Origin of the sequence: Mesorhizobium sp. M0983, assembly GCF_040318975.1 — a bacterium.
Classification (GTDB): Bacteria; Pseudomonadota; Alphaproteobacteria; order Rhizobiales; family Rhizobiaceae; genus Mesorhizobium.
The window spans coordinates 199,952-223,431 of sequence record NZ_JAMYNH010000008.1 but is presented as its reverse complement, the minus strand read 5'-3'; the positions used below and the strand labels follow the sequence as shown (position 1 = coordinate 223,431).

General features: G+C 62.4%; 29 protein-coding genes. 21 read left to right on the top strand and 8 right to left on the bottom strand.

Annotated elements, in window-relative coordinates:
• The first annotated feature begins 114 nt into the window (after window positions 1-114).
• Window positions 115-1,221: a pyridoxal phosphate-dependent aminotransferase gene (locus NKH71_RS17340; protein ID WP_352788945.1), complete on the top strand. Its 1,107-nt coding sequence runs from the start codon at window positions 115-117 to the stop codon at window positions 1,219-1,221.
• 45 nt (window positions 1,222-1,266) lie between these two features.
• On the opposite strand, the gene NKH71_RS17335 is transcribed toward NKH71_RS17340, so the two are convergent.
• Window positions 1,267-1,773, bottom strand: a complete 507-nt coding sequence (locus tag NKH71_RS17335) for a MarR family winged helix-turn-helix transcriptional regulator (protein ID WP_352788948.1) — start codon at window positions 1,771-1,773, stop codon at window positions 1,267-1,269.
• 198 nt (window positions 1,774-1,971) lie between these two features.
• On the opposite strand from NKH71_RS17335, the gene NKH71_RS17330 reads away from it, so the two are divergent.
• The 12 genes from NKH71_RS17330 to NKH71_RS17275 all read left to right on the top strand — a co-directional run bounded on the left by NKH71_RS17330 (window position 1,972) and on the right by NKH71_RS17275 (window position 11,100).
• Window positions 1,972-2,250 carry an acylphosphatase gene (locus NKH71_RS17330; RefSeq protein WP_352788951.1) on the top strand — a complete coding sequence of 93 codons (279 nt, stop codon included), beginning with the start codon at window positions 1,972-1,974 and terminating at the stop codon, window positions 2,248-2,250.
• 143 nt (window positions 2,251-2,393) lie between these two features.
• On the top strand, window positions 2,394-3,056 hold the full coding sequence (locus NKH71_RS17325; protein ID WP_352788954.1) for a TetR/AcrR family transcriptional regulator: 663 nt from the start codon (window positions 2,394-2,396) through the stop codon (window positions 3,054-3,056).
• A gap of 48 nt (window positions 3,057-3,104) precedes the next feature.
• Window positions 3,105-4,268: an isovaleryl-CoA dehydrogenase gene (locus NKH71_RS17320; protein WP_352494839.1), complete on the top strand. Its 1,164-nt coding sequence runs from the start codon at window positions 3,105-3,107 to the stop codon at window positions 4,266-4,268.
• Between the two features lie 82 nt (window positions 4,269-4,350).
• Window positions 4,351-4,743, top strand: a complete 393-nt coding sequence (locus tag NKH71_RS17315) for an AbrB/MazE/SpoVT family DNA-binding domain-containing protein (protein WP_023718356.1) — start codon at window positions 4,351-4,353, stop codon at window positions 4,741-4,743.
• On the top strand, window positions 4,740-5,123 hold the full coding sequence (locus NKH71_RS17310) for a type II toxin-antitoxin system VapC family toxin (protein WP_023718357.1): 384 nt from the start codon (window positions 4,740-4,742) through the stop codon (window positions 5,121-5,123). The genes NKH71_RS17315 and NKH71_RS17310 overlap by 4 nt, the downstream gene beginning before the upstream one ends.
• Before the next feature lie 4 nt (window positions 5,124-5,127).
• Window positions 5,128-6,735 carry a carboxyl transferase domain-containing protein gene (locus tag NKH71_RS17305; protein WP_352481873.1) on the top strand — a complete coding sequence of 536 codons (1,608 nt, stop codon included), beginning with the start codon at window positions 5,128-5,130 and terminating at the stop codon, window positions 6,733-6,735.
• Between the two features lies 1 nt (window position 6,736).
• Window positions 6,737-7,267, top strand: a complete 531-nt coding sequence (locus tag NKH71_RS17300) for an O-acetyl-ADP-ribose deacetylase (protein WP_023718359.1) — start codon at window positions 6,737-6,739, stop codon at window positions 7,265-7,267.
• Window positions 7,268-7,349: 82 nt separating this feature from the next.
• Entirely contained in the window at window positions 7,350-7,760 is a 411-nt protein-coding gene (locus NKH71_RS17295; RefSeq protein WP_352788968.1) for a hypothetical protein, read from the top strand.
• 45 nt (window positions 7,761-7,805) lie between these two features.
• Window positions 7,806-8,174: a hypothetical protein gene (locus NKH71_RS17290; protein ID WP_023718361.1), complete on the top strand. Its 369-nt coding sequence runs from the start codon at window positions 7,806-7,808 to the stop codon at window positions 8,172-8,174.
• A 36-nt stretch (window positions 8,175-8,210) separates the two neighbouring features.
• Entirely contained in the window at window positions 8,211-8,585 is a 375-nt protein-coding gene (locus tag NKH71_RS17285; RefSeq protein WP_023718362.1) for a hypothetical protein, read from the top strand.
• Between the two features lie 42 nt (window positions 8,586-8,627).
• On the top strand, window positions 8,628-8,999 hold the full coding sequence (locus tag NKH71_RS17280) for a hypothetical protein (protein ID WP_023718363.1): 372 nt from the start codon (window positions 8,628-8,630) through the stop codon (window positions 8,997-8,999).
• A gap of 112 nt (window positions 9,000-9,111) precedes the next feature.
• Window positions 9,112-11,100, top strand: coding sequence for an acetyl/propionyl/methylcrotonyl-CoA carboxylase subunit alpha (locus tag NKH71_RS17275; protein WP_352895198.1), 1,989 nt, complete (start codon window positions 9,112-9,114; stop codon window positions 11,098-11,100).
• 98 nt (window positions 11,101-11,198) lie between these two features.
• Here the strand turns inward: NKH71_RS17275 and NKH71_RS17270 are convergent, their stop codons facing one another.
• Window positions 11,199-12,320: a branched-chain amino acid ABC transporter substrate-binding protein gene (locus tag NKH71_RS17270; RefSeq protein ID WP_352788973.1), complete on the bottom strand. Its 1,122-nt coding sequence runs from the start codon at window positions 12,318-12,320 to the stop codon at window positions 11,199-11,201.
• A gap of 379 nt (window positions 12,321-12,699) precedes the next feature.
• The gene (locus tag NKH71_RS17265; protein WP_010915070.1) at window positions 12,700-12,966 is read right to left on the bottom strand and encodes an SEL1-like repeat protein; all 267 of its coding nucleotides are present in this window, start codon (window positions 12,964-12,966) and stop codon (window positions 12,700-12,702) included.
• Window positions 12,967-13,422: 456 nt separating this feature from the next.
• Between NKH71_RS17265 and NKH71_RS17260 the strand changes: the two genes are divergently transcribed.
• The 5 genes from NKH71_RS17260 (at window position 13,423) to NKH71_RS17240 (ending at window position 17,057) form a co-directional block, all read left to right on the top strand.
• Complete coding sequence (locus NKH71_RS17260) at window positions 13,423-13,767, top strand: DUF2147 domain-containing protein (protein ID WP_023718366.1); 345 nt, start codon at window positions 13,423-13,425, stop codon at window positions 13,765-13,767.
• A 208-nt stretch (window positions 13,768-13,975) separates the two neighbouring features.
• Window positions 13,976-14,128, top strand: coding sequence for a hypothetical protein (locus NKH71_RS17255; RefSeq protein WP_023718367.1), 153 nt, complete (start codon window positions 13,976-13,978; stop codon window positions 14,126-14,128).
• A gap of 31 nt (window positions 14,129-14,159) precedes the next feature.
• Complete coding sequence (locus NKH71_RS17250; protein WP_352481878.1) at window positions 14,160-14,354, top strand: hypothetical protein; 195 nt, start codon at window positions 14,160-14,162, stop codon at window positions 14,352-14,354.
• 83 nt (window positions 14,355-14,437) lie between these two features.
• Window positions 14,438-15,940 carry an AMP nucleosidase gene (locus NKH71_RS17245; RefSeq protein ID WP_352494832.1) on the top strand — a complete coding sequence of 501 codons (1,503 nt, stop codon included), beginning with the start codon at window positions 14,438-14,440 and terminating at the stop codon, window positions 15,938-15,940.
• 79 nt (window positions 15,941-16,019) lie between these two features.
• Window positions 16,020-17,057 carry an endonuclease/exonuclease/phosphatase family protein gene (locus NKH71_RS17240; RefSeq protein WP_352494831.1) on the top strand — a complete coding sequence of 346 codons (1,038 nt, stop codon included), beginning with the start codon at window positions 16,020-16,022 and terminating at the stop codon, window positions 17,055-17,057.
• A gap of 31 nt (window positions 17,058-17,088) precedes the next feature.
• Here NKH71_RS17240 and NKH71_RS17235 read toward each other — a convergent pair whose 3' ends face one another.
• The 3 genes from NKH71_RS17235 to NKH71_RS17225 form a co-directional block, all read right to left on the bottom strand.
• Window positions 17,089-17,685 (bottom strand): DUF922 domain-containing protein, encoded by a 597-nt coding sequence (locus NKH71_RS17235; protein ID WP_352856751.1) that lies wholly within the window; start codon window positions 17,683-17,685, stop codon window positions 17,089-17,091.
• Between the two features lie 110 nt (window positions 17,686-17,795).
• Window positions 17,796-19,475: an electron transfer flavoprotein-ubiquinone oxidoreductase gene (locus NKH71_RS17230; protein WP_352494829.1), complete on the bottom strand. Its 1,680-nt coding sequence runs from the start codon at window positions 19,473-19,475 to the stop codon at window positions 17,796-17,798.
• 18 nt (window positions 19,476-19,493) lie between these two features.
• The gene (locus NKH71_RS17225) at window positions 19,494-19,763 is read right to left on the bottom strand and encodes a hypothetical protein (RefSeq protein ID WP_352789038.1); all 270 of its coding nucleotides are present in this window, start codon (window positions 19,761-19,763) and stop codon (window positions 19,494-19,496) included.
• Here NKH71_RS17225 and NKH71_RS17220 point away from each other — a divergent pair.
• The 3 genes from NKH71_RS17220 (at window position 19,714) to NKH71_RS17210 (ending at window position 22,201) form a co-directional block, all read left to right on the top strand.
• Window positions 19,714-20,358 (top strand): hypothetical protein, encoded by a 645-nt coding sequence (locus tag NKH71_RS17220; protein ID WP_352895197.1) that lies wholly within the window; start codon window positions 19,714-19,716, stop codon window positions 20,356-20,358. The genes NKH71_RS17225 and NKH71_RS17220 overlap by 50 nt on opposite strands.
• A 37-nt stretch (window positions 20,359-20,395) precedes the next feature.
• The gene (locus NKH71_RS17215) at window positions 20,396-21,277 is read left to right on the top strand and encodes a uracil-DNA glycosylase (protein WP_352788986.1); all 882 of its coding nucleotides are present in this window, start codon (window positions 20,396-20,398) and stop codon (window positions 21,275-21,277) included.
• Between the two features lie 105 nt (window positions 21,278-21,382).
• Window positions 21,383-22,201 carry a helix-turn-helix domain-containing protein gene (locus NKH71_RS17210; protein WP_352494827.1) on the top strand — a complete coding sequence of 273 codons (819 nt, stop codon included), beginning with the start codon at window positions 21,383-21,385 and terminating at the stop codon, window positions 22,199-22,201.
• Here NKH71_RS17210 and NKH71_RS17205 read toward each other — a convergent pair whose 3' ends face one another.
• Together NKH71_RS17205 and NKH71_RS17200 are read right to left on the bottom strand one after the other, a co-directional pair.
• Window positions 22,202-23,179 carry a DMT family transporter gene (locus tag NKH71_RS17205; RefSeq protein ID WP_502895883.1) on the bottom strand — a complete coding sequence of 326 codons (978 nt, stop codon included), beginning with the start codon at window positions 23,177-23,179 and terminating at the stop codon, window positions 22,202-22,204. It abuts the gene before it with no gap.
• Window positions 23,176-23,391: a hypothetical protein gene (locus tag NKH71_RS17200; protein WP_023718376.1), complete on the bottom strand. Its 216-nt coding sequence runs from the start codon at window positions 23,389-23,391 to the stop codon at window positions 23,176-23,178. Before NKH71_RS17200 ends, NKH71_RS17205 begins: the two co-directional genes overlap by 4 nt.
• Between the last annotated feature and the right edge of the window lie 89 nt (window positions 23,392-23,480).

Sequence of the window (23,480 nt, the reverse complement as noted above, 5' to 3'; positions counted from 1 at the left end):
TCGCTAGCAAAATGATCTGCAAGAATCCAGCCTGACCGTCGCCGCCGTTCGTGGAACTTGCGCAGCCCCAGCCGGCAGGCTAGCAAGAAGGCCCTGTTCGAACGAGCCTTTGCCATGCGCCCTCCCCTTACGCCGCTCATCGACGCGCTTCCCTCTACGGTGCCGTTTGTCGGCCCTGAAGCGCAGGAGCGCGACCGCGGCCGCGCCTTTCGCGCCCGTATCGGCGCCAATGAGAGCAGCTTTGGCCCCTCGCCGCGGGTCGTTGCCCGCATGGCCGAGATTGCCGGCGACATGTGGATGTATTGCGACCCCGACAATCACGATTTGAAGGTAACCGTGGCCCGACATCTCGGTGTCGGCGCCGAAAACGTCGTCGTCGGCGAAGGCATAGACGGGCTGCTCAGTCTGGTGGCGCGCATGTATGTGGCGCCCGGCGACGCGGTGGTGACCTCGCTCGGCGCCTACCCGACCTTCAACTTTCACGTCGCCGGCGTCGGCGGCCGGCTGGTCGCAGTGCCCTACGAGAACGACCGGGAAAACCTGGACGGCCTGCTGGCGGCAGTGGCCAGGGACAAGGCGCCGCTGGTCTATCTGTCCAACCCGGACAATCCGATGGGCAGTTGGTGGGAAGCGGCCGAGCTCAGCCGCTTCATCGAGGCCTTGCCGGAGACCACAATGCTGGTGCTCGACGAGGCGTATGGCGAATTAGGGCCAGCCTCAGCGATGCCGCCGATCGATGTGGCGCGGCCGAACGTCATCCGCATGCGCACCTTCTCCAAGGCCTATGGGCTAGCCGGCATACGCTGCGGCTACGCGGTGGCCGAAGCCCAGGTGATTCGCGATTTTGAGAAGATCCGCAACCATTACGGCGTCAGCCGCATGGCGCAGATCGCCGGCGTCGAGGCGCTTGCCGATCAGGCCTGGCTGGAGAGCGTGGTGGCGCGGGTCGCCGCCGGCCGCCGGCGCATCGCCGGAATAGCCGAGGCGAACGGGCTGAAGCCGCTGGCTTCGGCGACCAATTTCGTCACCATCGACTGCGGCCGCGACGGCGCCTTCGCGCTGAAGGTGCTGCGGGCGCTGTTGTCGCGCGACGTGTTCATCCGCAAGCCGATGGTGCCAGTGCTCGACCGCTGCATCCGGGTCAGCGTCGGCCTCGATCACGAGCTCGACATTTTTGCCGAGGAACTGCCCGGCGCACTGGCGGCAGCGCGGGGGAATTGAGGCGCCAAAAGGGGCGACGGAACACCACGACCTCCAGTACTGCCGCTATTTCTCCCCACCACCAAGCAGGCGCATGACGCGTTTCAAGGCGTCCGATAATTCGGCAGCCGCGTCATCGGCGAGGCCGGCCGTCAGCCGGGCGAGATCGCGATCCGTCGCAGCCTGAAGCCTGGCGAGTTCCGCACTTCCGCGAGCGGTTAGCGACAGGATGCGTCTGCGCCGATCGGCTGGGTCAGTGCGTATCTCGGTCAGGCCAGCGGCGGCGAATCTCCTCAGGATGCGTGTGACATAGGCCGGATCGAGCCGGAGTTCGGCGGCGATTTCGGAGGCTGCCGGTCCGAGACCGAGGTGGAACGCCCGTGCCAGAAACCCAGCCTCACCGCCGCTATTGGCGGCAGCGCGGGATCGGTCGCCCAATTCGAACAGCAGCCGCGCCTCGCCCAGCGTATAGGCGCTGTGCGTCAAGGTCAGGTCGAGCAGCCCGATCAGGCGCGTGTAGAAGCGATTGAAGCAACGTATCTCCGCGACAAGGGCATTCCGATCGGCCGGCATGACGACCTCCTTCGGGCTGATCGCTCCTAAGGACCATGATGGTCTATTATTTGACTTAGTCAATCATTCGATGGAGACGCCGCCTATCTCGCACGTGAAGCTGGCGGATAGCGATCGGCAGAGAGACCTTCGATGCACGTTGCCTGGTTGAATTTGCACAGCGATGCGCCAGACTCGACTCAGAAGATGGAGAGCGCGATGGCCGACCGGACGGTGCAGGGACGCATATACGGCAAGGTGCAGGGCGTCAGCTATCGGGTCTGGGCGCGGCGCGAGGCGTCTGGACTTGGCCTTGCCGGTTGGGTGCGCAACGAAATTGACGGCTCGGTGACAGCCTTGATTGCAGGGGCCGATGCGGCGGTCTCGACAATGATCGAACGGCTTCGGCAAGGGCCGCCAGGGGCAGCGGTTTCGAAAGTTGACGTCGAGGAGATCGAGGCACGCGACATGTCCGCGGGTTTCAGGATTGTTGCCTAGAAAGGCATGATCCTGCTCATTCGCTTCCATCGCACAAAATCTCCAGGGTGCAGATAGAGCAAACCTGAGGCCAATGCCTTACCCGAACACACTCCTTGAATTAATTGAACGTTTGTTTTATTGTGCTGAAAAGGCGGCTTGTCATGGCGCGTACGACCGGTTCCGACGGAGAGAAGACCGAAGCTGCGGTCCGCGAGGCGGCGGTCAGCCTGATTGCGCGTCTCGGCTACGAGGCGATGTCGATGCGCCAGCTGGCGGCCGAGGTCGGCGTCCAGGCAGCGGCGCTTTACCGCTATTTCCCGACCAAGCAGGACCTTCTGTTCACGCTGATGCGCGAGCATATGGAAGGCTTGATCGAGGCGTGGCGCGCAACACGCCCTGTCGGCGCCGATCCGGCAGCGCGGCTCGCCGCCTATGTCGAAAACCACATCGCTTTCCACGTCGAACGCCGCCATTCCACCCATGTCTCGAACATGGAGCTGCGCAGCCTGTCGCACGAAAGACTCACGCAGATCCTGCGCATGCGCACCGCTTACGAGAAGGAGCTGCGCGCCATTCTGCGCGACGGCGTCGAAGCGGGCTTGTTCAGCGTCGAGGACACCGGGCTCACCGCCATGGCGCTGATCCAGATGATGACCGGCGTCATCGTGTGGTTCCGGCCGGGCGAACGGCTGTCGATCGCCGAAGTCACCGCTACATATCTAGCAATGACAATGCGCCTTGTTGGAGCAAAGAGCGATGGCGCGAGGACGAGCCACGGCACCGTGCGTCCATTCGAGCGCGCAAAGGACGCTGTAGCAATTTGATTTCGCGCATGATCCCGATTTTCGCGGTCGTGCGCCGGGAGGAACGGCATGTACACGCAGACGCTCAACTTCGGGCTTGACGAAGACATCGAGGCGCTGCGCGATCTGGTGCGGCGCTTCGCCCAGGAGAAAATCGCGCCGATAGCCGCCGAGATCGACCGCTCGAACGAATTCCCGGCACATCTGTGGGTGGAGCTCGGCGGGCTCGGCCTGCTCGGCATCACCGCCGATCCCGATTTCGGCGGCAGCGGCATGGGCTACCTCGCCCATGTCGTGGCGATGGAGGAGATTTCGCGCGCCTCGGCCTCGGTCGGCCTCTCTTACGGCGCCCATTCCAACCTCTGCGTCAATCAGATCAACCGCTGGGCGACGCAGGCACAGAAAGAAAAATATCTGCCTTCGCTCTGCAGCGGCGAAAAGGTCGGGGCACTGGCGATGTCGGAATCGGGTGCCGGCTCAGATGTCGTGTCGCTGCGCCTGCGCGCCGAAAAGCGCAATGATCGCTACGTGCTCAACGGCACCAAAATGTGGATCACCAACGGGCCGGATGCCGAGACGCTGGTCGTCTACGCCAAGACCGATCCGGAACTCAATTCGCGCGGCATCACCGCTTTCATCGTCGAAAAGGCCTTTGCCGGTTTTTCGGTGGCGCAAAAGCTCGACAAGCTCGGCATGCGCGGCTCGAACACCGGCGAGCTGGTGTTCGACAATGTCGAAGTGCCGTTCGACAATGTGCTGCACGAGGAAGGGCGCGGCGTCGAGGTGCTGATGTCGGGCCTCGACTACGAACGCGCCGTGCTGGCCGGCGGCCCGATCGGGCTGATGGCTGCGTGCCTCGACGTGGCGATACCTTACGTGCACGAACGCAAGCAGTTCGGCCAGCCGATCGGCGAATTCCAGCTGGTGCAAGGCAAGCTCGCCGACATGTATGCGACGATGAATGCGGCGCGTGCTTACGTCTATGCCGTAGCCGCCGCCTGCGATCGCGGTGAGACGACGCGCAAGGACGCCGCCGGGTGCGTGCTGTTCGCCGCCGAAAAGGCGACGCTGATGGCGCTCGACGCCATCCAGCTTTTGGGCGGCAACGGCTACATCAACGATTACCCTACCGGCCGGCTGCTGCGCGACGCCAAGCTCTACGAGATCGGCGCCGGCACCAGCGAAATCCGTCGCTGGCTGATCGGGCGGGAAATCATGGCGGAGGGCGCCTAATGGCATTCTTTTGAGATTTGCCAGAAGCCGCACGATATGGCATACTTCTGGACATATGCCATAAATACAAGCGAGACGGACCATGGCGGGCAGAACGGGAAAGTCCGGATTTGATGAAGATCCGCAAGCACAGTTCGATGCTGGCGCCCGCAAAACGCGGCTTCGGGTTCCGGCGAAACGCGAGCGCGTCAAGCTTGGCGAGGGCGGGCGCTTCGTCATCCCTGCTGCGATGCGCGAGGAGATGGGCGTGAAGCCTGGCGAGGACATGATCCTTCATGTCGAAAACGGCGAGTTGCGGGTAAGATCGTGGCTGCAGAATCTGCGACGCGTTCAGGCCGAATTGTCGGCGCTGAAACAGCCCGGTGAAAGCGTCGTCGACGAATTTCTGAAGGAGCGGCGGGAAGAGCAGCGTCGAAGCGACAAGCGTCTCGACCGGCTTCACGCCGAAGGGACGACAGGAAAGCGGGTGAAATGAAGCCCTACGTCATGGACAGTTCGGCGGCGCTCGCAATCCTGCTCAACGAGCAAGGCACCGAGAATGCTTTGGGGTTCGCGCCGGATGCACAATGCAGTTCAGTCAATGCGGCCGAGATCATTGCCAAGCTGATCGACAAGGGACGCAGCTTGGAACAGGCTGCCGACGACCTCGGAAGTCTCGGCATGCCGATCGCCGTTTTCGACCAAGCGATGGGCATCGCCGCCGGCCAGCTTCGCCAACTGACGCGGCATCGCGGCTTGTCGCTGGGCGATCGGGCCTGCCTGGCGCTGGCGATTCGCGAGAACGCCATTGCCGTCACCGCCGATCGCGACTGGGGCGACCTGGATGTCGGCTGCAAGATCGAGCTGATCCGGTAGCGCCATGGCCCCCCTCACCTCGCAGATCTCGCCCGTCTCCGATATTTTCCGCGCCAATGCCGAGCGCATGCGGGCGCTGGTCGCCGATATTGCGGAAAAGGCTGCTACGGTCGAACACGGCGGCTCGGAGGAAGCGCGTGAGCGGCATGTTTCGCGCGGCAAGCTCCTGCCGCGGCAACGTCTTGCCCAATTGCTCGATACCGGCTCGCCCTTCCTCGAGATCGGCCAGTTCGCGGCGTGGTCGATGTATGGCGAGGACATCTCCTCGGCCGGCCTCATCGCCGGCGTCGGCCGCGTCGAAGGCACCGAAGTCATGGTCGTCGTCAATGACGCCACGGTGAAGGGCGGCACCTATTATCCACTGACGGTGAAGAAGCATCTGCGTGCACAGGAGATCGCATTGCAGAACAATCTGCCTTGCGTCTATCTGGTCGACAGCGGCGGCGCCAATCTGCCCAATCAGGACGAGGTGTTTCCCGACCGCGATCATTTCGGCCGCATCTTCTACAACCAGGCCAACATGTCGGCCGCCGGCATTCCGCAGATCGCCTGCGTCATGGGTTCATGCACGGCCGGCGGCGCCTATGTGCCTGCGATGTCGGACGAGACAATCATGGTGCGCAACCAGGCGACCATCTTTCTCGGCGGGCCGCCGCTGGTGAAAGCGGCCACCGGCGAGGACGTCACCGCCGAGGACCTCGGTGGTGCCGACGTGCACACAAGGCTTTCCGGCGTTGCCGATCACTATGCGCTCGACGACGAGCATGCGCTGGCAATATGCCGGCGTATCGTCAAAAACCTGAATCGGAACAAGACTGTAAGCCTGGCCCTGAAGAAATCGATCCCACCGCTTCACGATCCACATGAACTCTACGGCATCGTACCGACGGATCTGCGCCAGCCTTACGACGTGCGCGAGGTGATCGCCCGCATCGTCGACGGCTCCGAGTTCGATGAGTTCAAGCAGAATTACGGCACCACGCTGGTCACCGGTTTTGCCCATCTCAACGGCATGCCGGTCGGCATCGTCGCCAACAATGGCGTGCTGTTTTCGGAAAGCGCGCTGAAGGGCGCGCACTTCATCGAACTGTGCTGCCAGCGCAAGATCCCGCTGGTCTTCCTGCAAAACATCACCGGTTTCATGGTCGGGCGAAAATACGAGGCCGGCGGCATCGCCAAGGATGGCGCCAAGCTGGTCATGGCGGTCGCAACGGCCAAGGTGCCGAAGGTGACGGTGATCATCGGCGGCTCGTTCGGCGCCGGCAATTACGGTATGTGCGGACGCGCCTATTCGCCACGCTTCCTGTGGATGTGGCCGAATGCCCGCATCTCGGTGATGGGCGGCGAACAGGCAGCAACGGTGCTGGCCGTGGTCAAGCGCGAAGGCATCGAGCGCAAGGGTGGCGAGTGGAGCGCCGAAGAGGAAGCAAAATTCAAGAAGCCGATCCTGATGAAGTACGAGCATGAAGGTCACCCGCTCTATTCGTCGGCAAGGCTCTGGGACGACGGCATCATCGATCCGGCGAAGACCCGCGAGGTGCTGGCGCTAAGCCTGTCGGCCGCGCTGAACGCCGGGATCGAGGAGACCCGGTTCGGCGTGTTCAGGATGTGAGATGAGCGAAATCGACCAGAGGATTCGCGTTCACACCGGCGACATCACGAAGCTGGCGGTCGATGCAATCGTCAACGCCGCCAACACCTCGCTTCTCGGCGGCGGCGGCGTGGACGGCGCCATCCACCGGGCGGCCGGCCCCGAGCTTGAGTTCGAATGCCGGATGCTGAATGGCTGCAAGGTTGGCGAGGCAAAACTCACCAAGGGCTACAGGCTGCCGGCACACTACATCATCCACACGGTCGGACCGGTCTGGCAAGGCGGCAGCAAAGGAGAGGCCGAGCTGCTCGCCTCCTGCTATCGCCGGTCACTCGAAATCGCCGCCGCAAAGGACTGCCGGACGGTGGCGTTTCCAGCGATCTCGACCGGTGTCTACCGCTATCCTAAGGATCAGGCGACGCAAATTGCTGTCGGTGCCGTGAGTGCCTTCATCGGCCAGAACATCGTTCCGGAAACCGTCATTTTCTGCTGCTTCGACGAGCCGACGGCCGAACTGTATCAGCGGGTCGTTGCTGCACTCGGCAGGGTGTGACCCTGCGCGGGCGACGAACCCGTCCACACCTCCAGACCATTTTTTTGCTTCTTCATCTGGCCAGCCGAAAGAATTACGGCTATTGGTCATCGCAAATACCAATGGGGATTGGGCGAAGATGAAACGGCGGCTTTTCAAGGAAACAACTGCGTCTATACTTGCGGGGTTGCTTATATTAGCGACGCCTGGCGTCAGTGCAGCGGCGTCGCTGGCTGGGAAAGTCGGCGACAAGCGTTCCTTCGTGTATCTCCCTCAGCAAGGCTCGGAAGGCAATTGCAGGCAGGCCTACAACGCCTATGTGGCTGCGGCCGGTCATTCCGCCTACGCATCGACCATCACCGGAGCAAGGGTCCTGTATTTCGTCTGCGGCGTGCACATTAACGCACCGTCCCAGAAGGCTGCCGAAGCGCTCGCGCTTAAGTCATGCGAATCCGGTCGCAAGAAGTTCAAAGTGGACATGGTCGGCGGCTGCGGCGTAGTCGCTTCCAAGTAGCTTTCAGCATCAAAGGGCCAGATAGCAATGGGGGATAGGGCGAAGATGAGACTTCAGCTTTTTCAGAAAACAACTGTATCCATATTTGCAGGGTTGCTCGTGTTGGGGGCGCCCGGTATCGGAGCAGCGGAGTCGCTGGCGGGAAGCAAGGGCGACAGCCGCTATCCCGTCTATTTCGCACCTGGCTCGACGGGAGGCTGTCAGAAGGCATACAGGGCCTATGTGGCGACCGGCAGCCATTCCGCTTATGCGTCGACTCCATTCAATTGGGCGACCGAGTTCATGATTTGCGCGCGTGCAAATGCAACGTCGCAAAAGGCTGCAGAGGCGCAGGCGCTGAAATCCTGCCAGTCAGCCAAGAGGAGCTACAAGGTCACAACCGCGGGAGCTTGCAGCATCGCTGCCTCCAAGTAGGAGATGCTGTTGGCGTTCGCTCTTCCAGGGGGAAAAATGACACCGAGACACGTCAAAAGTACAATCGCTTCGATACTTGCCGGCTTTCTTGTATTCACGGCACCTGGCATAGGAACGGCGGAATCGCTGGCGGGAAGCAAGGGCGAGACCCGTTTCTACCCCTATTTGCCGAAGAATCCGAAGGATCCATGCACCATGGCTTACAAGGCCTATGTAGCGGCCGGTGGCCATTCGGCCTATGCAAGCACTCCGTATTCCCGGGTGCGTTCGCTGTACATCATATGCGGCTCGCGCTTGAATGCACCATCACAGCAAGCTGCCGAAGAGTTGGCGTTAAAATCCTGTCAGGCCACCCGCAACAGTTATAAGGTTACGACAGGCGGAGGCTGCGAAATAGCCGCCTCCAAATAGCTGAATATCTACCAGTCTTGGGTTTTTCAAATGGGTTGGGCAATGAAATCTTTATCCATCAGGCGAGCAACCATATTGGTACTTGCACTGTTCGTGGCCTCTGCACCGAATATTGGCGCCGCCGAGTCGCTAGCTGGAAGCAAGGGCGACGTCCGTTTCTACCCGTATTTGCCGGCAACCGCGGATCGGCCGTGTACCAAGGCATATAAGGCGTATGTGGCGGCCAGCGGCCATTCAGCCTATGCGACCACTCCGTATTCCAGAGTGCGTTCGTTGTACATCATGTGCGGCTCGCGCTTGAATGCGCCCTCGCAAAAGGCTGCCGAGGATATGGCTATGAAATCCTGCCAGGCCACCCGCAGCCATTACAAGGTCACGACCGGTGGAGCTTGCGAAATCGCGGCCTCCAAGTAGGCAGGCCTCGCTTGCCTATCCTTTGACGGCCAGATTACAAAGCGGGGTATTGCCGCAGCTCGCGTGAAGAGAATTCGCGCCGTTGGCGGCGAGCTCTGCCTGTGGAGGCCCGATGTTCGCCAAGATCCTGATCGCCAACCGTGGCGAGATCGCCTGCCGGGTGATCCGCACGGCACGCAGGATGGGTGTGCGCAGCGTCGCCGTCTATTCTGACGCCGACGCTCGCGCCTTGCATGTCGAGACGGCGGACGAGGCGGTGCATATCGGTCCCTCGCCTGCCGGCGAAAGCTATCTGCGGGGTAACAAGATCATCGCGGCGGCCTTGGCCACGGGTGCCGAGGCCATTCATCCGGGCTACGGCTTTCTCTCGGAAAATCCCGACTTCGTCGACCAGGTGGTCGCGGCGGGGCTGATCTTCATCGGGCCGTCGGCGGCCTCGATCCGCGCCATGGGATTGAAGGACGCGGCCAAGCGTCTGATGGAAAAGGCCGGCGTGCCGGTGGTGCCGGGCTATCATGGCGAGGCGCAGGAGATCGTGTTGCTCGCCTCCAAGGCGCGCGAGATCGGCTACCCCGTATTGATCAAGGCGCGCGCCGGTGGCGGCGGCAAGGGCATGCGGCGCGTCGAGCATCCTGATGATTTTTCGGAAGCACTGTCTGGCGCGCGGCGCGAGGCGAAGGCCGCCTTCGGTGACGACCGCGTTTTGGTGGAAAAATATGTCGACAAGCCGCGCCACATCGAAGTGCAGATATTCGGCGACAGTTTCGGCAATGTCGTGCACCTCTACGAGCGCGACTGCTCGGCGCAACGCCGCCACCAGAAGGTGATCGAGGAGGCGCCTGCCCCCGGCATGACGCCGGCGTTGCGCAAGGCGATGACCGAGGCGGCGGTGAAGGCCGCCAAGGCAATCCACTATTCCGGCGCCGGCACCATCGAGTTCATCGTCGATGCCTCGCAAGGTCTGAAGGCCGACCGTTTCTGGTTCATGGAAATGAACACCCGCCTGCAGGTCGAGCACCCGGTCACCGAAATGGTCACCGGCATCGACTTGGTCGAGTGGCAGTTGCGGGTGGCCTCCGGCGAAAAACTGCCGAAGACGCAGAGCGAGATCGCGCTCTCCGGCCACGCCTTCGAGGCGCGCATCTATGCCGAGGACGCAGCAAGAGGGTTTTTGCCGGCGACCGGCACCTTGCACCATCTGAAATTTCCGCAACCGGCGCCCGAAGGTGCGAGCATGCGCATCGAAACCGGTGTGCGCGCCGGCGATGCGATCTCGCCGTTTTACGATCCGATGATCGCCAAGCTGGTCATCCATGGCAAGGACAGGCGGGCGGCGCTCACGGCACTCGGCGCGGCGCTGTCGCAGACCGAAATCGCCGGCTCGACGGTCAACACCGCCTTTCTTGCCGCGCTGGCCGCTGATGCGGATTTTGCGGCGGGCGATGTCGATACCGACCTGATCGCCAGGCATCAGCAGGCGTTGACGGCGGTTCCGCCGCCGAGCGGTGAGACGATTGCCGCCGCGGCACCTGCCGCGTCTGGTGCGGGCGACTTGCCGTCCTCCGACGATCCCTGGTCGTCACTGGCCGGCTACGCGCATTTCCACGCTGTAGCGCGGCGCACCCTGCTGAAATTTGGCGAGCAGGAGATCGGCGCGCGCGTGTCGGTGCGGCCGGACGGACGGTTCGAGGTGGCGCTGGATGCCCCCTATGACAGCGCCAATTCACATGATCTCCGCGCCGCGCCTCGCCTCGCCCGCTGGCCGGGCCACGTCACGATCTTCAAAGGCGCCATCGGCTACGGTTTTGCCGTGCCGGATCCGCTGGCGCGGGCCGACGAAGCCGCAGCCGCTTCCGGCAGCCTACGCGCGCCAATGCCGGGACTGGTCAAATTGGTTCGTGCTGGCAAAGGCGAGGCTGTGATCAAGGGGCAGCCGCTGCTGATCCTGGAGGCGATGAAGATGGAGCACACCATTGCCGCCCCCCATGACGGGGTAATCGCCGAGATCGCTGCCGAAGGCGCGCAGGTCACCGACGGAACCGTGCTGGTTCGCTTTGCCGAGGAACCACAGCTGACTGCTGTTTCCCTATCCACGAAGTGATCTCGAACGCGTCACAAAGGCATCGCCAAGAACAACATGGCCGGGTTTGACCCCGGCCATGTTCGATTACACCAGCGCAGCTTGCGGCGCCGCGGCCATTACGGCTGGATCGGGGCGTATTTGCCGTCGTGCCACTGGTTGATGTCGTAGCTGGCGTTCTTGAGGTCGCCTTTCTCGTCGAAGGTGACCGGACCGACAACCGTGCTGATCGGCTGGCCGTTCTTCAACGCTTCAGCGACCTTGGCCGGGTCGTCGCTGCCGGCGCGCTTGATGCCTTCGGCGAAGGCCTGGATCACCGCATAGGAAAACAGCGTGAAGCCCTCCGGCACGAAGCCGCCGGCCTTGATCTTGGCGATGGCTTCCTTGGCTTCGGGCTTCGCCTGCGGATCCGATGGGAAGACGAACATGGTGCCTTCACCGGCCGGACCGGCAACCTGCCAGAATTCCGGCGAAGCGATCGAGTCCGGCATGATCAGCTGGAACTTGAGGTTCTGCTCTGCCGACTGGCGCAGGATGAGGCCCGCTTCGGGATGATAGCCGCCGAAATAGACGACATCAGCTTTCAGTTCCTTGAGCTTGGTAACAAGCGCGGAGTAGTCCTTCTCGCCGGCGTTGATGCCCTCGTAGAGGATCTCCTTGAGACCGTTCTGGTTCATCGTTGCCTTGACGGCATCGGCCACACCCTGCCCATAGGCGCTCTTGTCGTGCATGATGACGACGTTCTTGCCGGCATATTTCTTGGCGATCCATGGACCGATGAAAGCGCCCTGCGCATCGTCGCGCGTATAGAGGCGCATGATCGTCGGCCAGCCGGCCTTCGCCGCTGCGTCGGTCAGCACCGGGTTCGAGGAAGCCGGACTCATCATCAGCGCACCGGCTTCGGCGTAGACAGCGGAGGCCGGGATGCTGGAGCCCGAGCAGGCATGGCCATCGATGAACTTGACACCATTGGCGATGATGCGGTTCGCGACCGAAACTGCCTGCTTCGGATCGCACTGGTCATCCTCGATGTCGAGCTTGATCTGGCGGCCGTCGACGCCGCCCGCCGCGTTGATCGCGTCGGTGGCGGCTTGCGCGCCCTGCTTGAACTGGTCGCCGATGGTGGCAAGCTGACCGGTCATCGGTCCGACCACCGAAAAGGTGATGTCGTCGGCGAAGGCGACCGGCGCGGTCATCATCAGGCCAAATATGGCGGCGCTCAAAATACTGAATTTCTTCATGGTGACACAACTCCTCCACTCTCGCGCGACCGTCCCGGCCGCGCCTCTTCCAGAGTGGCGGGAGAATTTCATCCTTCACCGGAGCTGTCTAGGCGCATCGTCGGCACTCGATTGGGCCTGCAACACGCGGTCCCAAAGACAAAGCCGCGCCAGCCTTGTTCCGGCCGGTCGCGGCTTTTGCCATCGAGCTTCCCAACGCATCGGCGCCAGGAACCGCTCGCCTTCCCTGTCTATTGCACAGCTCGCTGCCGTGTTCTTGATCTTGTTAGCCCAGCCGTCTTGCGCGGCCTTGATTTTTCGGGCCTAACCGTCTGCGCGGCTTTGACCCGAAGCGTCCCTGTCGTGAACTCAGTACCCCGTGAAGTCGACGTTGACGAATTCAGTGCATCGTCATCCATTCGCGGGCTTCGCGGAGCGCCTTGGCGATCTCGACCTTCGACATGGCGGCCGACAATTCAGAGCGCAGTTCCGCGGCGCGGGCCGAACCCTTGATCGCGGCGATATTGAACCATTTGTGGGCGGCGACGACATCGGTCTCGCAATCGCGGCCGGTCGCATACATCATGCCCAACTCGAAAAGAATATCGGCCTGGGCAGTTGCCCCCATGGCGCCGAAGCCGGCTTCAAGCATTTCAAAACGTGCCATTTCAAATCCCCTGTTCTGGCTCCCGAGAGGTGTCTCCGTCTGTCCCTCGGTGTCCTTGACTACCTTCGGGGCGGCTCTCTTTCGATGCTTTCGAGAATGCCGCGGAGGCTTGAATCCGTCGTTAAATGGCGTGCTTAATTTGAGGAAAACAAAGCTAAAACAAGAGGTAAACGCGAAAATTCGTTAAGGATACAAAGCCAGCAATCGCGCCGGTTTGCACAAAATTTGAAGAAAACTTGCGAGGCGCGGATCAAGACTCCGCTAACCACGGAACACAAAGACGTGTGCGGCCCGTTTCATTTTTCGCCGGCGCGGCCGTTCGGGAGCGGGCAAAAACCCGCAACCCTTCCGTCGCGGCACCGCTTTTGTTTTTCCGAGAGCTGGACTAGCTTACGTTTGCGTAAGGGGCAGACGGCCGGGGCGGAGCCCGATTGACTTGCCTGAGGGAGGAGAGACATGTTTCGACAAGTGAGCCTGGCCCTCGCGGCCGCAATAACGATGACCGGCGCGGCATGGGCCGATCCGATCGAAGGCAATTGGAAAACGCAAGCCGGATCGACTGCCGCCATTTCGGGTGGCGGCGGGGCATTTTCGATTACGCTCAAATCCGGCAAATTTGCCGGCAAGAACATCGGTTCACTGAAGGTGGCCGGCGACAACAAATATGCCGGCACGATAACCGACCCGGAAACCGACAAGACCTATTCGGGCAAGGCGTCGCTTTCCGGCAGTTCGCTCAAGATGAGCGGCTGCGTGCTCGGCGGGCTGATCTGCAAGAGCCAGACCTGGCATAAGCTCTGATCGAGCCATTCCTGCCGGGATGAGCGGGGCCAGTTGGCCCCGTTTTCATGTTATCGGTCTCGCAGCCACGGCGTCGCCATCGGTCGCTGCTTTCAAGGCGGCCCGTCCAGAGATCATCAACCATTTTGAACCCCAGATGAACGCCGGCATCAGAGCTGGTTCAGCCGGGGCAAGGCATTGTCATGCGTGTTGAAGGAGACACCGCGCAATGCTTGCCCGCCGCTTCACCATCGTCTGCCTGCTGATGAGCCTGTTCGGCATGTTGTTCGCTGTCCTTGTCGCCGAAGCCGGCCGTCCGGCCCGCGCCTGGGACGTCGCCATTTCCTGCCGGCTCGGTTGCCCGAACCAGCTTCGCCACTGAACCCGACAGCGAGAATCTAGAAAACCACGCCATGACCCACCTCACCGCCAACGTCCTCAAGACCCTTCGGCTTCTGCCGCGGACGGCGCTCATCCTAATGCTTCTGGCGGCCCCGATTCTGGCCGTACCGACGATGCGCGCCGATGCCGGTTCGACCATCGAGGCGCCTGCGCTGAGGAAGTCCGGTCTCGGCTTTGTGCTGCTGGTCAGCCTGCGGCGCGGTTGAATCGCAGGAAAGAAAACGCCCAACAGCGTTCTGAGACCGCCTTACCCCCTCCCAACCGCGCGCCCAACTCTCTATATTGGGTCATGGAAAAGCGAATCTATCCCCAAGCCATTGAATCGGTCGTCACGCCGGAGCCGTTTGGCCGACAGAGCTTCAACGACGCCAAGAAGGCGGTCGCCGCCCTGCAGGTGCTTTACGACCGCAATACCAAGTTCCTGCGCGATTCATTTGCCGCGCTCGCCGCGGGCGGCGACAACAACAAACGCTACCGGGCCTTCTATCCGGAGATCGGCGTCACCACGAGTTCGTTCACCCAGATCGACTCGCGGCAGGCCTATGGCCACATGCCGACGCCGGGGCATTTCTCGACCACCGTCACCCAGCCTGCCCTTTTCGAAAGCTATCTCACCGAACAGCTTCGGCTGATCATGCGCAACCACGGCGTTCCGGTCACGGTTTCGGAATCGACCACTCCCATCCCGCTGCATTTCGCCTTTCTCGAAGGCACGCATGTCGACGGCACTGCTGCCGAGCGCATTAAACGGCCGATCCGTGACCTGTTCGACGTGCCGGATCTCGACGGCACCGACGACCAGATCGCCAACGGCACGTTCGAAGTGGCATTGGGCGAGGCACGGCCGCTGGCACCGTTCACCGCGCAACGGATCGACTATTCGCTGCATCGGATGTCGCATTACACCGCGACCAGTCCCCAGCATTTCCAGAACTTCGTGCTGTTCACCAATTACCAGTTCTATATCGACGAATTCGTCGCCCGTGCACGCGATTTGATGGCCAATGGCGGTGACGGATACGTCGAGTTCGTCGAGCCGGGCAATATTGTGACCAAAGTCGGGGACAGCGCGCCCGGTGAGGGTGCCGCGCCGCCTCGCCTGCCGCAGATGCCGGCCTATCATCTGAAGAAGCCGAACCATGGCGGCATCACCATGGTCAATATTGGCGTTGGCCCTTCCAACGCCAAGACGATCACCGACCATATCGCGGTGCTCCGGCCGCATGCCTGGGTGATGCTCGGCCATTGCGCCGGTCTGCGCAACACGCAGGCGCTGGGGGATTATGTGCTGGCGCATGCGTATGTACGGGAAGACCATGTCCTCGACGACGACCTTCCGGTCTGGGTGCCGATTCCGCCGTTGGCTGAAATCCAGGTGGCGCTGCAGGAAGCGGTCGCCGAGGTCACCGGGCTTTCCGGCTACGACCTCAAGCGCATCATGCGCACCGGCACCGTCGCCACCATCGACAACCGCAATTGGGAGTTGCGCGACCAGCGCGGGCCGGTGCAGCGGCTGTCGCAGTCGCGGGCGATCGCGCTCGATATGGAATCGGCGACGATCGCCGCCAACGGCTTTCGCTTCCGGGTGCCCTATGGCACGCTGCTTTGCGTCTCCGACAAGCCCCTGCATGGCGAATTGAAGCTGCCTGGCATGGCGACCGAATTCTACAAGCGGCAAGTGGCGCAGCATTTGACCATCGGCATCAGGGCGATGGAGAAGCTGGCCGAAATGCCGATGGAGCGGCTGCATTCGCGCAAGCTCAGGAGCTTTTCGGAAACTGCCTTCCAGTAGCTGCCGATCGCATGTGTCGGTCCACGGCAGGACGTTTCGTCATCTTGATTGAGCCGCATTTCTGCCGATAGACAAAGCGATGGCACGTGTTCGAGACATGACGGTTGCGCTGGCGTTCGTCGCAATGCTTGCACTCTCGGTCGCGCTGGTGGCCGGGTTCTTCGGATCGCTGCATCCGGCCTTCGATTCTTTTGCTCATTTCCGCGTTCATTTTGCCTTCTTGATGGCGCTTTGCGCGCTGCCGCTGCTCGCCACCTCGTTTCGCCTGCAGGCCGCCGCCGGATTGCTGTTTGCGGTGGCCGCCTTTGCCACCACGTCGAATGCCTTGCCGCTTTCGCGGCTATGGCAGGTGCAGGCCGCCTACGACGCCAGGCCCGGCGGCGAGGCGGTCTACCGCCTGCTGCAGATGAACCTCAGGTTCAACAATCCAACGCCTGAGAAGGTGCTGTCGCTGATCGGCCGGACCCAGCCTGATGTGATCACCCTCGATGAGGTGTCCGAAATGTGGAAGGCAAAGCTTGGGCTGCTGTCCGGCGCTTATCCCTACCGGATCCTCTGCCCGTATCCCAATGGCGTGTTCGGCGTTGCGCTGCTGTCCAGACGACCGTTTGCCGCGGGCACAGAGCCGCACTGCGACAGCCGCGGCGCGATGGCAATCGCTACGGTCGATTTCGGCGGAACCGACGTCGATGTCGCCGCCATCCACCTCACCTGGCCATGGCCGCACAACCAATCACGGCAGATTGACGGACTGTCGAACGAAATCGTCTCGCTTGGCGAGACGTCGATCCTGGCGGGCGACTGCAACGCAGCGCCATGGAGCGCCGCTGTCCGGCGCGTCGCATCGCTTGGCAAGCTGACTGTAATGCCATCGGTCGGGCCGACCTGGCTCTACAGAAAGCTGCCGGATTTCCTGCGCTTCGCCGGACTGCCGATCGACCAGGTTTTCAGCAAGGGCGCTATCGCCATCCGTTCGGCGTCGACCCTTGGGGACACCGGCTCAGACCATCTGCCGGTGCTGGTGGAATTTTCGCTGCGCTCGGGTGGACAAGAGCCGCTCGACGAGCACCAGACGGCGACCGCATTTGCGGCGCTGCCTGGCGGGGCCCGAAGCTGAAAATCCGCAGTCCAATCTCTACCCTGGCTTATTATTGGCCCACAAAAGCGCGGATGAGGTGCTCGACGGGGCCGCCGTCGCGATGCTCGCGCGCATCGAAGGCCTTCTGCTTTGCTTCATATTCGGCATAGATGGCATTGATCCGGCGCTTTGCCTCGCGACGTGCCTCGAAACAGTGCGGGTCATCATCGACTGTCAGCCCTCGAACCGACTTTTCGGTGGCCCGCATCATCTGTCTGGCGATGCGGCCATGGGTCTCTTCATGGGCGCGGACGCCAGCGAAGAACCGCTTCCACCGCTTCTGCAGTGCCGGCGACGTGGCTGAGGCCAGTTTGGGATAGGTATAGAAGAGATTGAGCGTCCCGTTGGCCTGGCGCAGGCGGCAGACGCCGTTTTCCGTATAGGCGTCGAAGGTCCAATCATCGACGCTGTAGCCGGTCTGCGCGATGGCGTGGGTCATGAAGCCGTGCTTCGGCCCACTGCGATCCATGGCCTCGATCAGGGCCGCGCCGGTGGTTCCGGCAATGTTATAAGTTCGTGTCTTGACCAATACTTTAGTGTCGGCCAAGGCTAAAGGGGTGCACAACGCCCCGATCGCCACAGCGCTCGTCAGAACTGCCAGACGCATTTTCCTTCCTCCCTGTCGTCACAGAAAGGAAACACAGGCAGGCGGTCTATTCAACAATCCTATGGTTGCGCTGCTCCTCATCTTGTTTGGTCCGGAGCAAACCTTGTGACTTACATGTTCTGGTAGACCGGGCCCTCGCCGCCCTGTGGCGGCACCCAATTTATGTTCTGGTTCGGGTCCTTGATATCGCAAGTCTTGCAGTGCACACAGTTCTGCGCGTTGATGACGAAGCGCACATCCTTGGCCGCAGGATCGGCGGCGGCATTGCCGTCCTTGTCGACCCATTCGTAGACGCTAGCCGGGCAGTAACGCGTCGAGGGCCCGGCATAGACGTCATGTTCGGAGCGCTTCTGCAGGTCCATGTCGGCGACGAGCAGATGCACCGGCTCGTTTTCCTCGTGGTTGGTGTTGGACAGGAACACCGACGACAGCCGGTCGAAGGTCAGCACCCCGTCCGGCTTCGGGTAGGCGATCTTCTGGTGCGCGGCGGCCGGTTCCAGCGTGGCGTAGTCAGCCTTGCCGTGCTTCATCGTGCCGAAGGGCGAGAAGCCGAACAGCGTGTTCAGCCACATGTCGAGCCCGCCAAGGCCGACGCCGACAATGGTGCCGAAGCGCGTCCATAGCGGCTTGACGTTGCGCACTTTCTTCAGATCCTTGCCGATGTCGGTGGCGCGCCAGGCGGCCTCGTAGGAGGCCAGCTCGTCATTGGCGCGGCCGGCGGCTATCGCATCACAGACATGCTCGGCGGCCAGCATTCCGGAGAGCACGGCATTGTGCGAGCCCTTGATGCGCGGCACGTTGACGAAGCCGGCCGCGCAGCCGATCAGCGCACCGCCGGGGAAGGACAGTTTCGGCACCGACTGCCAGCCACCTTCGGTGATGGCGCGGGCACCATAGCCCAGCCGCTTGGCGCCCTCGAAGGTGCCGCGGATCGCCGGATGGGTCTTGAAGCGTTGGAACTCGTCAAAGGGCGACAGATAGGGGTTCTTGTAGTTCAGGTGAACGACGAAGCCGACTGCCACCTGATTGTCCTCGAGATGGTAGAGAAAGGAGCCGCCGCCGGTCTTCATATCGAGCGGCCAGCCGAAGGAATGCTGGACAAGGCCCGGCCGGTGGTTTTCCGGTTTGACCTGCCAGAGTTCCTTGAGGCCGATGCCGTATTTTCCGGGCTCACGACCGTCGGAAAGCTGATATTTGGCGATCAGTTGCTTGGCCAGCGAGCCGCGCGCGCCCTCGCCGATCAAGACATATTTGCCCATCAGCGCCATGCCCGGCGCAAAGCCCGGGCCGTGCGTGCCGTCCTTCTCGACGCCCATGTCGCCGGTGACGACGCCGGTGACCGCACCGGCCTCGTTGTAGAGCAGGCCGACCGCGGCAAAGCCCGGATAGATCTCGACGCCCAGCGCCTCGGCCTTTGTCGCCAGCCAGCGGCAGACATTGCCGAGCGAGACGACATAGTTGCCGTGATTGTTCATCAGCGGCGGCATCAGGATATTGGGCAGACGGAACGAACCGGCGGCGCCGAGAACCAAGAAATGGTCGTCGGTGACCGGTGTCCTGAAGGGATGACCCTCCTCTTCGCGCCAGCCGGGCAACAGCCGGTCGATGCCGATCGGATCGACGACGGCGCCGGACAGGATGTGCGCGCCGACTTCGCCGCCCTTTTCCAGCACGACGACGGAAAGCTCGGGATTGACCTGCTTGAGACGGATCGCGGCGGCGAGGCCGGCCGGGCCGGCGCCGACGATGACCACGTCGAATTCCATGCTTTCGCGTTCGATATCGCTCATCGACCCCTCACTGGCTCGCTATTCCCAGCATCTTGCTGGCTCACGCGCTGCATAGCGCATCAAATAGCGACGGGAAACCGGCGCGGACGTGACAATACCGATTTCGTCAAAAGTCGCGTCCTGCCGCACAGATTCGCGGTGGCGAGCACCAATCTTCAATCCTATTCCGTTTGTAAGGATATGTCGCACTGATGTTTTTAATTGTTCGACGGCTTGCTTATCGGCCATACTTCCCGCCATGCGCATATTCGGGCCGGCTGGCTTTTCATCGACGCGCTTTTTTTTCACGCCCGGCCGGATTTGCCGTGCGGCGTTCTTGGCGCTTCTGCCGCTGGCGGCCGTCGATGCCCGCCCCGACCCACGACTGGTCTGGGCGACCGGCGCCTACTCCTTTTCCGACGAGCGCGGCGGCTTCCGCATCACCGGGGCTTCGGGCGTCGGCACGAAGGAGGATCCGCTCGTCATCACCGAAGAGCTGAATTCAGCGACGCCGGTAACGCTGGCCATTCGCACGACGAAGCCGATCCAGCCGTTCGGCAAGGCTGGAGACTTCGCCAATGGGCTGATGTACATGCGCATCGACGTGCTCAACAATAGCGGCCAGGCCTGGGTCGAGTTCCAGTTCGAACTCCAGGAGATCCTCGACCAGCCGAGCGTGTTCGGCGACGGCCTGTCGTTCGACCAGCGCAACAAAACGCCCGAAAATATCTGGTCGAGCAGCTACGCCGATTTCGACCGCAATTTCGAACCGTATGACCGCCTGCTGTTCAAGAACGGCAAGATCGACCCGCTGAAGACCGCCAGCTTCTATTTCCTGATCACCGACTACACGCCGCGCTGGACGTTCTATCTGGTGCAGGATCCGCGTATACCGTCGAGCTGAACTTGCAAATTCAAGCTCCGCGGCCGAATGTGAAACCATGACTGCCGCCCCCCACAATAACCGAGCCGATCTCGCCGAACTGCTGGCCTTCTACGCCAGCGCTGGCGTCGATGAGGCACTTGAAGAACAGCCGGTAAACAGGTTTGCAGAAGCCAGGCCGCCGGAGCGGGTACCCGCGGCGGCCGCTCTGCCGGCCGGTGAAAATGCGGCGCCGCAACGCTCGACGAGCGTGTCGCGCGCCGAAATGGGCGAGAGACCGAACACGGCACCGGTAGTGCGAACGCCTCCGGCCACCGCAACGGTGCCCGACGAGGCGCAGGCGGCGTTGGCGCGCCAACTGGCGAGGTCGGCGGCAAACCTCGACGAGCTTCGCCAACACGTGGCGGCATTCGACGGCTGCAATCTCAAATTCACGGCCAAGAACCTGGTGTTCGCCGACGGCAATCCGACTGCCGAGGTGATGCTGGTCGGCGAAGCGCCGGGCCGCGACGAGGACATAGAGGGCCTGCCGTTCGTCGGCCGCTCTGGCCGGCTGCTCGACCACATCCTGGCCGCGATCGGTCTTGATCGAAATTCAGTCTACATCGCCAATGTCATTCCCTGGCGGCCACCGGGCAATCGCACGCCGACGCCACACGAGACCGAGATATGCCGGCCGTTCATCGAACGGCAGATCGAGTTGGTTGCTCCGAAAGTGCTGGTCAATCTCGGCGGCCCGTCGGCAAAGACCCTGCTCAACACCTCCGAAGGCATATTGCGGCTGCGCGGCAACTGGCGCGTCCACACGACCCCATCCGGCGTCGCAATTCCCGCCATGCCGACCCTGCATCCGGCCTATCTCCTGAGGACGCCGGCGCACAAGAAGCTGGCGTGGCGGGATTTCCTCGAAGTGAAGGCGAAGTTGCGGGCGCTGAGTTGAGGTTCGCGCGCCTCTTCCTTCTCTCTGTGGTGGAGAAGGGAAAGACAGTGCCGATGACTTCCCAGGTAATTGAAATCCCTCTCCCACCGGCCTAGTCATCTCGTCATGACAGCAGTCCAGATTTCCGCCGGCAGTCTCATTCGCGAATGGCGTACACGCCGGCGCATGAGCCAGCTCGACCTCGCCATGGAGGCCGAGATCTCGCAGCGGCATCTGAGCTTCGTCGAAAGCGGCCGCGCCGCACCCTCGCGCGATATGGTGCTGCATCTGGCCGAGCAGCTTTCGATCCCGCTCAGGCAGCGCAACCAGCTGCTGCTGGCCGCCGGCTTTGCCCCGAGCTTCAGTGAGCGGCCGCTTGACGATGCCTCGATGGCGCCGGCGATGGCGGCGGTCGAGACCGTGCTCAAGGCGCACGAGCCGTTCCCGGCGCTTGCCGTCGACCGGCACTGGAACCTGGTGTCGGCGAACGCCGCCATAGGCCCGTTCCTCGCCAATGTCGCCGATGCCTCATTGCTGACGCCGCCGGTCAACGTGCTGCGCCTCAGCCTGCATCCCGGCGGCATCGCGCCGCGCATCGTCAACCTTGCGGAATGGCGGACGCATCTTCTGGAGCGGCTGAAGCAGCAGAACGATGCTACCGCCGATCCGGTGCTGGTCGAGCTCGAGCGCGAGCTTCGGGCCTATCCGTCCGGCCTCAAAGGCAGCCGGCCGGCGCCGGTCGAACCGGATGCGATTGTCCATCCGCTCAAGCTTGCCCATGGCGACGCGATGCTGTCGTTCATCAGCACCATCACCGTATTCGGCACGCCGCTCGACGTGACGTTGTCGGAGCTGGCGATCGAATCCTTTTTCCCGGCCGACGAGCAGACGCGGGCGGTGCTGGTGCGGCTGGCGAAAGGGCGGGCCGACGCGGCGAAAGGCTGATCACCCCTGTGGCGCGATCGCCTTGCGCGTGCGGGTGCGTTCGAGGCCGAGCTGGCGCTCACGCCAGATGATGAAAATGCCCGCTGCGACGACGATAATGCCGCCGACCAGCATGTTGATCGTGGCGACGTCGCCAAAGACCAGATAGCCGACCACGACGCCGAGGATCATCGAGGTGTATTCGAACGGTGCGACGACCGAAGCTTCGGCATGGCGATAGGCCGAGGTCATCAGGATCTGGCCGAGCCCGCCGCAAAAACCCGCGGCAATCAGAAGCCCCGCCTGCACTGGCGTCAGCGCCTGCCAGCCGAATGGCAGCGAAAGCAGCGCCATGACGCTCGCCGTCACAGAGAACCACAGCACGATGGTCGCCGTCCGCTCGCTCTGGATGAGGTTGCGCACCAGGAGCATGGCGATGGCCGAGATCGCCGCGGCCATGAGGGCGGCGATGACGCCGAGCACCTCCTGGTCGCCAAGGGCAGCGCCCGAGCCCAGCAGCGTCAGTTCCGGCCACGAGATGATCAGCACCCCGACCAGGCCGACGGCAACCGCGCTCCAGCGATAGATGCGGATGGCTTCGCCGAGGAAGATCGAACTGAACACCACGACCAGCAGCGGCTGCGCGTAGTTCAGCGTAATCGCCTCGGGCAGCGGCAGCCGCGTCAGCGCGAAGAAGCCGAGCCCCATGGCGCAAACCCCGACAACACCGCGCGCAATGTGGTTGAGCGGGCGCTTTGTCGAAAAGGCGGTGCCGAGTTTCCCCTGGAAGGCGAGGAAGGCGATGATCGGAAAGATGGCAAAGAAGGAGCGGAAAAAGACGATCTGGCCCGCCGGCACCGTGCCTGCCGCCTTGATGCAGGACGACATGCCGACGAAGACCGCCACCGATACGATCTTGAGCACGATCCCGGTCAGCGTGCTGTGTTCGCCGGCGTGGTCGCCGGCAGCAAGCACTGGCAAGTCCCGTTCGGCTGTCACGCCCCTTTTGCTTCCTGGATCGCCGCCAAGATGCGCGCCGGCGTTGCGGGCATGTCGATATGTCTGATGCCGTAGGCGCTATAGAGAGCGTCGGTCACCTCATTGAGCGCGGCACGCGTCGACCCGATCGTACTCGCCTCCCCGGCGCCCTTGAAGGCCTCGCGACGCAGCACCGAGGCGCCCATCCCGAATTTCGGCGTGACGACGGTCATGGAAGCCTCGCGATGATGCTTGGGAAATGATCGCCTGAAATAGACGTCGCTGCAGTTTTGTCGAGGGAGTGTTTCGTGTAAAGAGCGCA

Coding starts and splice junctions, on each gene's coding strand:
- NKH71_RS17270 (WP_352788973.1), bottom strand. CDS start 12,320: ATGAAGAAATTCAGTATTTTGAGCGCCGCCATATTTGGCCTGATGATG.
- NKH71_RS17315 (WP_023718356.1), top strand. CDS start 4,351: ATGGCGGGCAGAACGGGAAAGTCCGGATTTGATGAAGATCCGCAAGCA.
- NKH71_RS17235 (WP_352856751.1), bottom strand. CDS start 17,685: ATGCGTCTGGCAGTTCTGACGAGCGCTGTGGCGATCGGGGCGTTGTGC.
- NKH71_RS17275 (WP_352895198.1), top strand. CDS start 9,112: ATGTTCGCCAAGATCCTGATCGCCAACCGTGGCGAGATCGCCTGCCGG.
- NKH71_RS17215 (WP_352788986.1), top strand. CDS start 20,396: ATGACTGCCGCCCCCCACAATAACCGAGCCGATCTCGCCGAACTGCTG.
- NKH71_RS17255 (WP_023718367.1), top strand. CDS start 13,976: ATGCTTGCCCGCCGCTTCACCATCGTCTGCCTGCTGATGAGCCTGTTC.
- NKH71_RS17300 (WP_023718359.1), top strand. CDS start 6,737: ATGAGCGAAATCGACCAGAGGATTCGCGTTCACACCGGCGACATCACG.
- NKH71_RS17335 (WP_352788948.1), bottom strand. CDS start 1,773: ATGCCGGCCGATCGGAATGCCCTTGTCGCGGAGATACGTTGCTTCAAT.
- NKH71_RS17260 (WP_023718366.1), top strand. CDS start 13,423: ATGTTTCGACAAGTGAGCCTGGCCCTCGCGGCCGCAATAACGATGACC.
- NKH71_RS17230 (WP_352494829.1), bottom strand. CDS start 19,475: ATGAGCGATATCGAACGCGAAAGCATGGAATTCGACGTGGTCATCGTC.
- NKH71_RS17240 (WP_352494831.1), top strand. CDS start 16,020: ATGGCACGTGTTCGAGACATGACGGTTGCGCTGGCGTTCGTCGCAATG.
- NKH71_RS17290 (WP_023718361.1), top strand. CDS start 7,806: ATGAGACTTCAGCTTTTTCAGAAAACAACTGTATCCATATTTGCAGGG.
- NKH71_RS17210 (WP_352494827.1), top strand. CDS start 21,383: ATGACAGCAGTCCAGATTTCCGCCGGCAGTCTCATTCGCGAATGGCGT.
- NKH71_RS17310 (WP_023718357.1), top strand. CDS start 4,740: ATGAAGCCCTACGTCATGGACAGTTCGGCGGCGCTCGCAATCCTGCTC.
- NKH71_RS17265 (WP_010915070.1), bottom strand. CDS start 12,966: ATGGCACGTTTTGAAATGCTTGAAGCCGGCTTCGGCGCCATGGGGGCA.
- NKH71_RS17245 (WP_352494832.1), top strand. CDS start 14,438: ATGGAAAAGCGAATCTATCCCCAAGCCATTGAATCGGTCGTCACGCCG.
- NKH71_RS17200 (WP_023718376.1), bottom strand. CDS start 23,391: ATGACCGTCGTCACGCCGAAATTCGGGATGGGCGCCTCGGTGCTGCGT.
- NKH71_RS17250 (WP_352481878.1), top strand. CDS start 14,160: ATGACCCACCTCACCGCCAACGTCCTCAAGACCCTTCGGCTTCTGCCG.
- NKH71_RS17325 (WP_352788954.1), top strand. CDS start 2,394: ATGGCGCGTACGACCGGTTCCGACGGAGAGAAGACCGAAGCTGCGGTC.
- NKH71_RS17285 (WP_023718362.1), top strand. CDS start 8,211: ATGACACCGAGACACGTCAAAAGTACAATCGCTTCGATACTTGCCGGC.
- NKH71_RS17220 (WP_352895197.1), top strand. CDS start 19,714: ATGCGCATATTCGGGCCGGCTGGCTTTTCATCGACGCGCTTTTTTTTC.
- NKH71_RS17320 (WP_352494839.1), top strand. CDS start 3,105: ATGTACACGCAGACGCTCAACTTCGGGCTTGACGAAGACATCGAGGCG.
- NKH71_RS17330 (WP_352788951.1), top strand. CDS start 1,972: ATGGCCGACCGGACGGTGCAGGGACGCATATACGGCAAGGTGCAGGGC.
- NKH71_RS17305 (WP_352481873.1), top strand. CDS start 5,128: ATGGCCCCCCTCACCTCGCAGATCTCGCCCGTCTCCGATATTTTCCGC.
- NKH71_RS17280 (WP_023718363.1), top strand. CDS start 8,628: ATGAAATCTTTATCCATCAGGCGAGCAACCATATTGGTACTTGCACTG.
- NKH71_RS17340 (WP_352788945.1), top strand. CDS start 115: ATGCGCCCTCCCCTTACGCCGCTCATCGACGCGCTTCCCTCTACGGTG.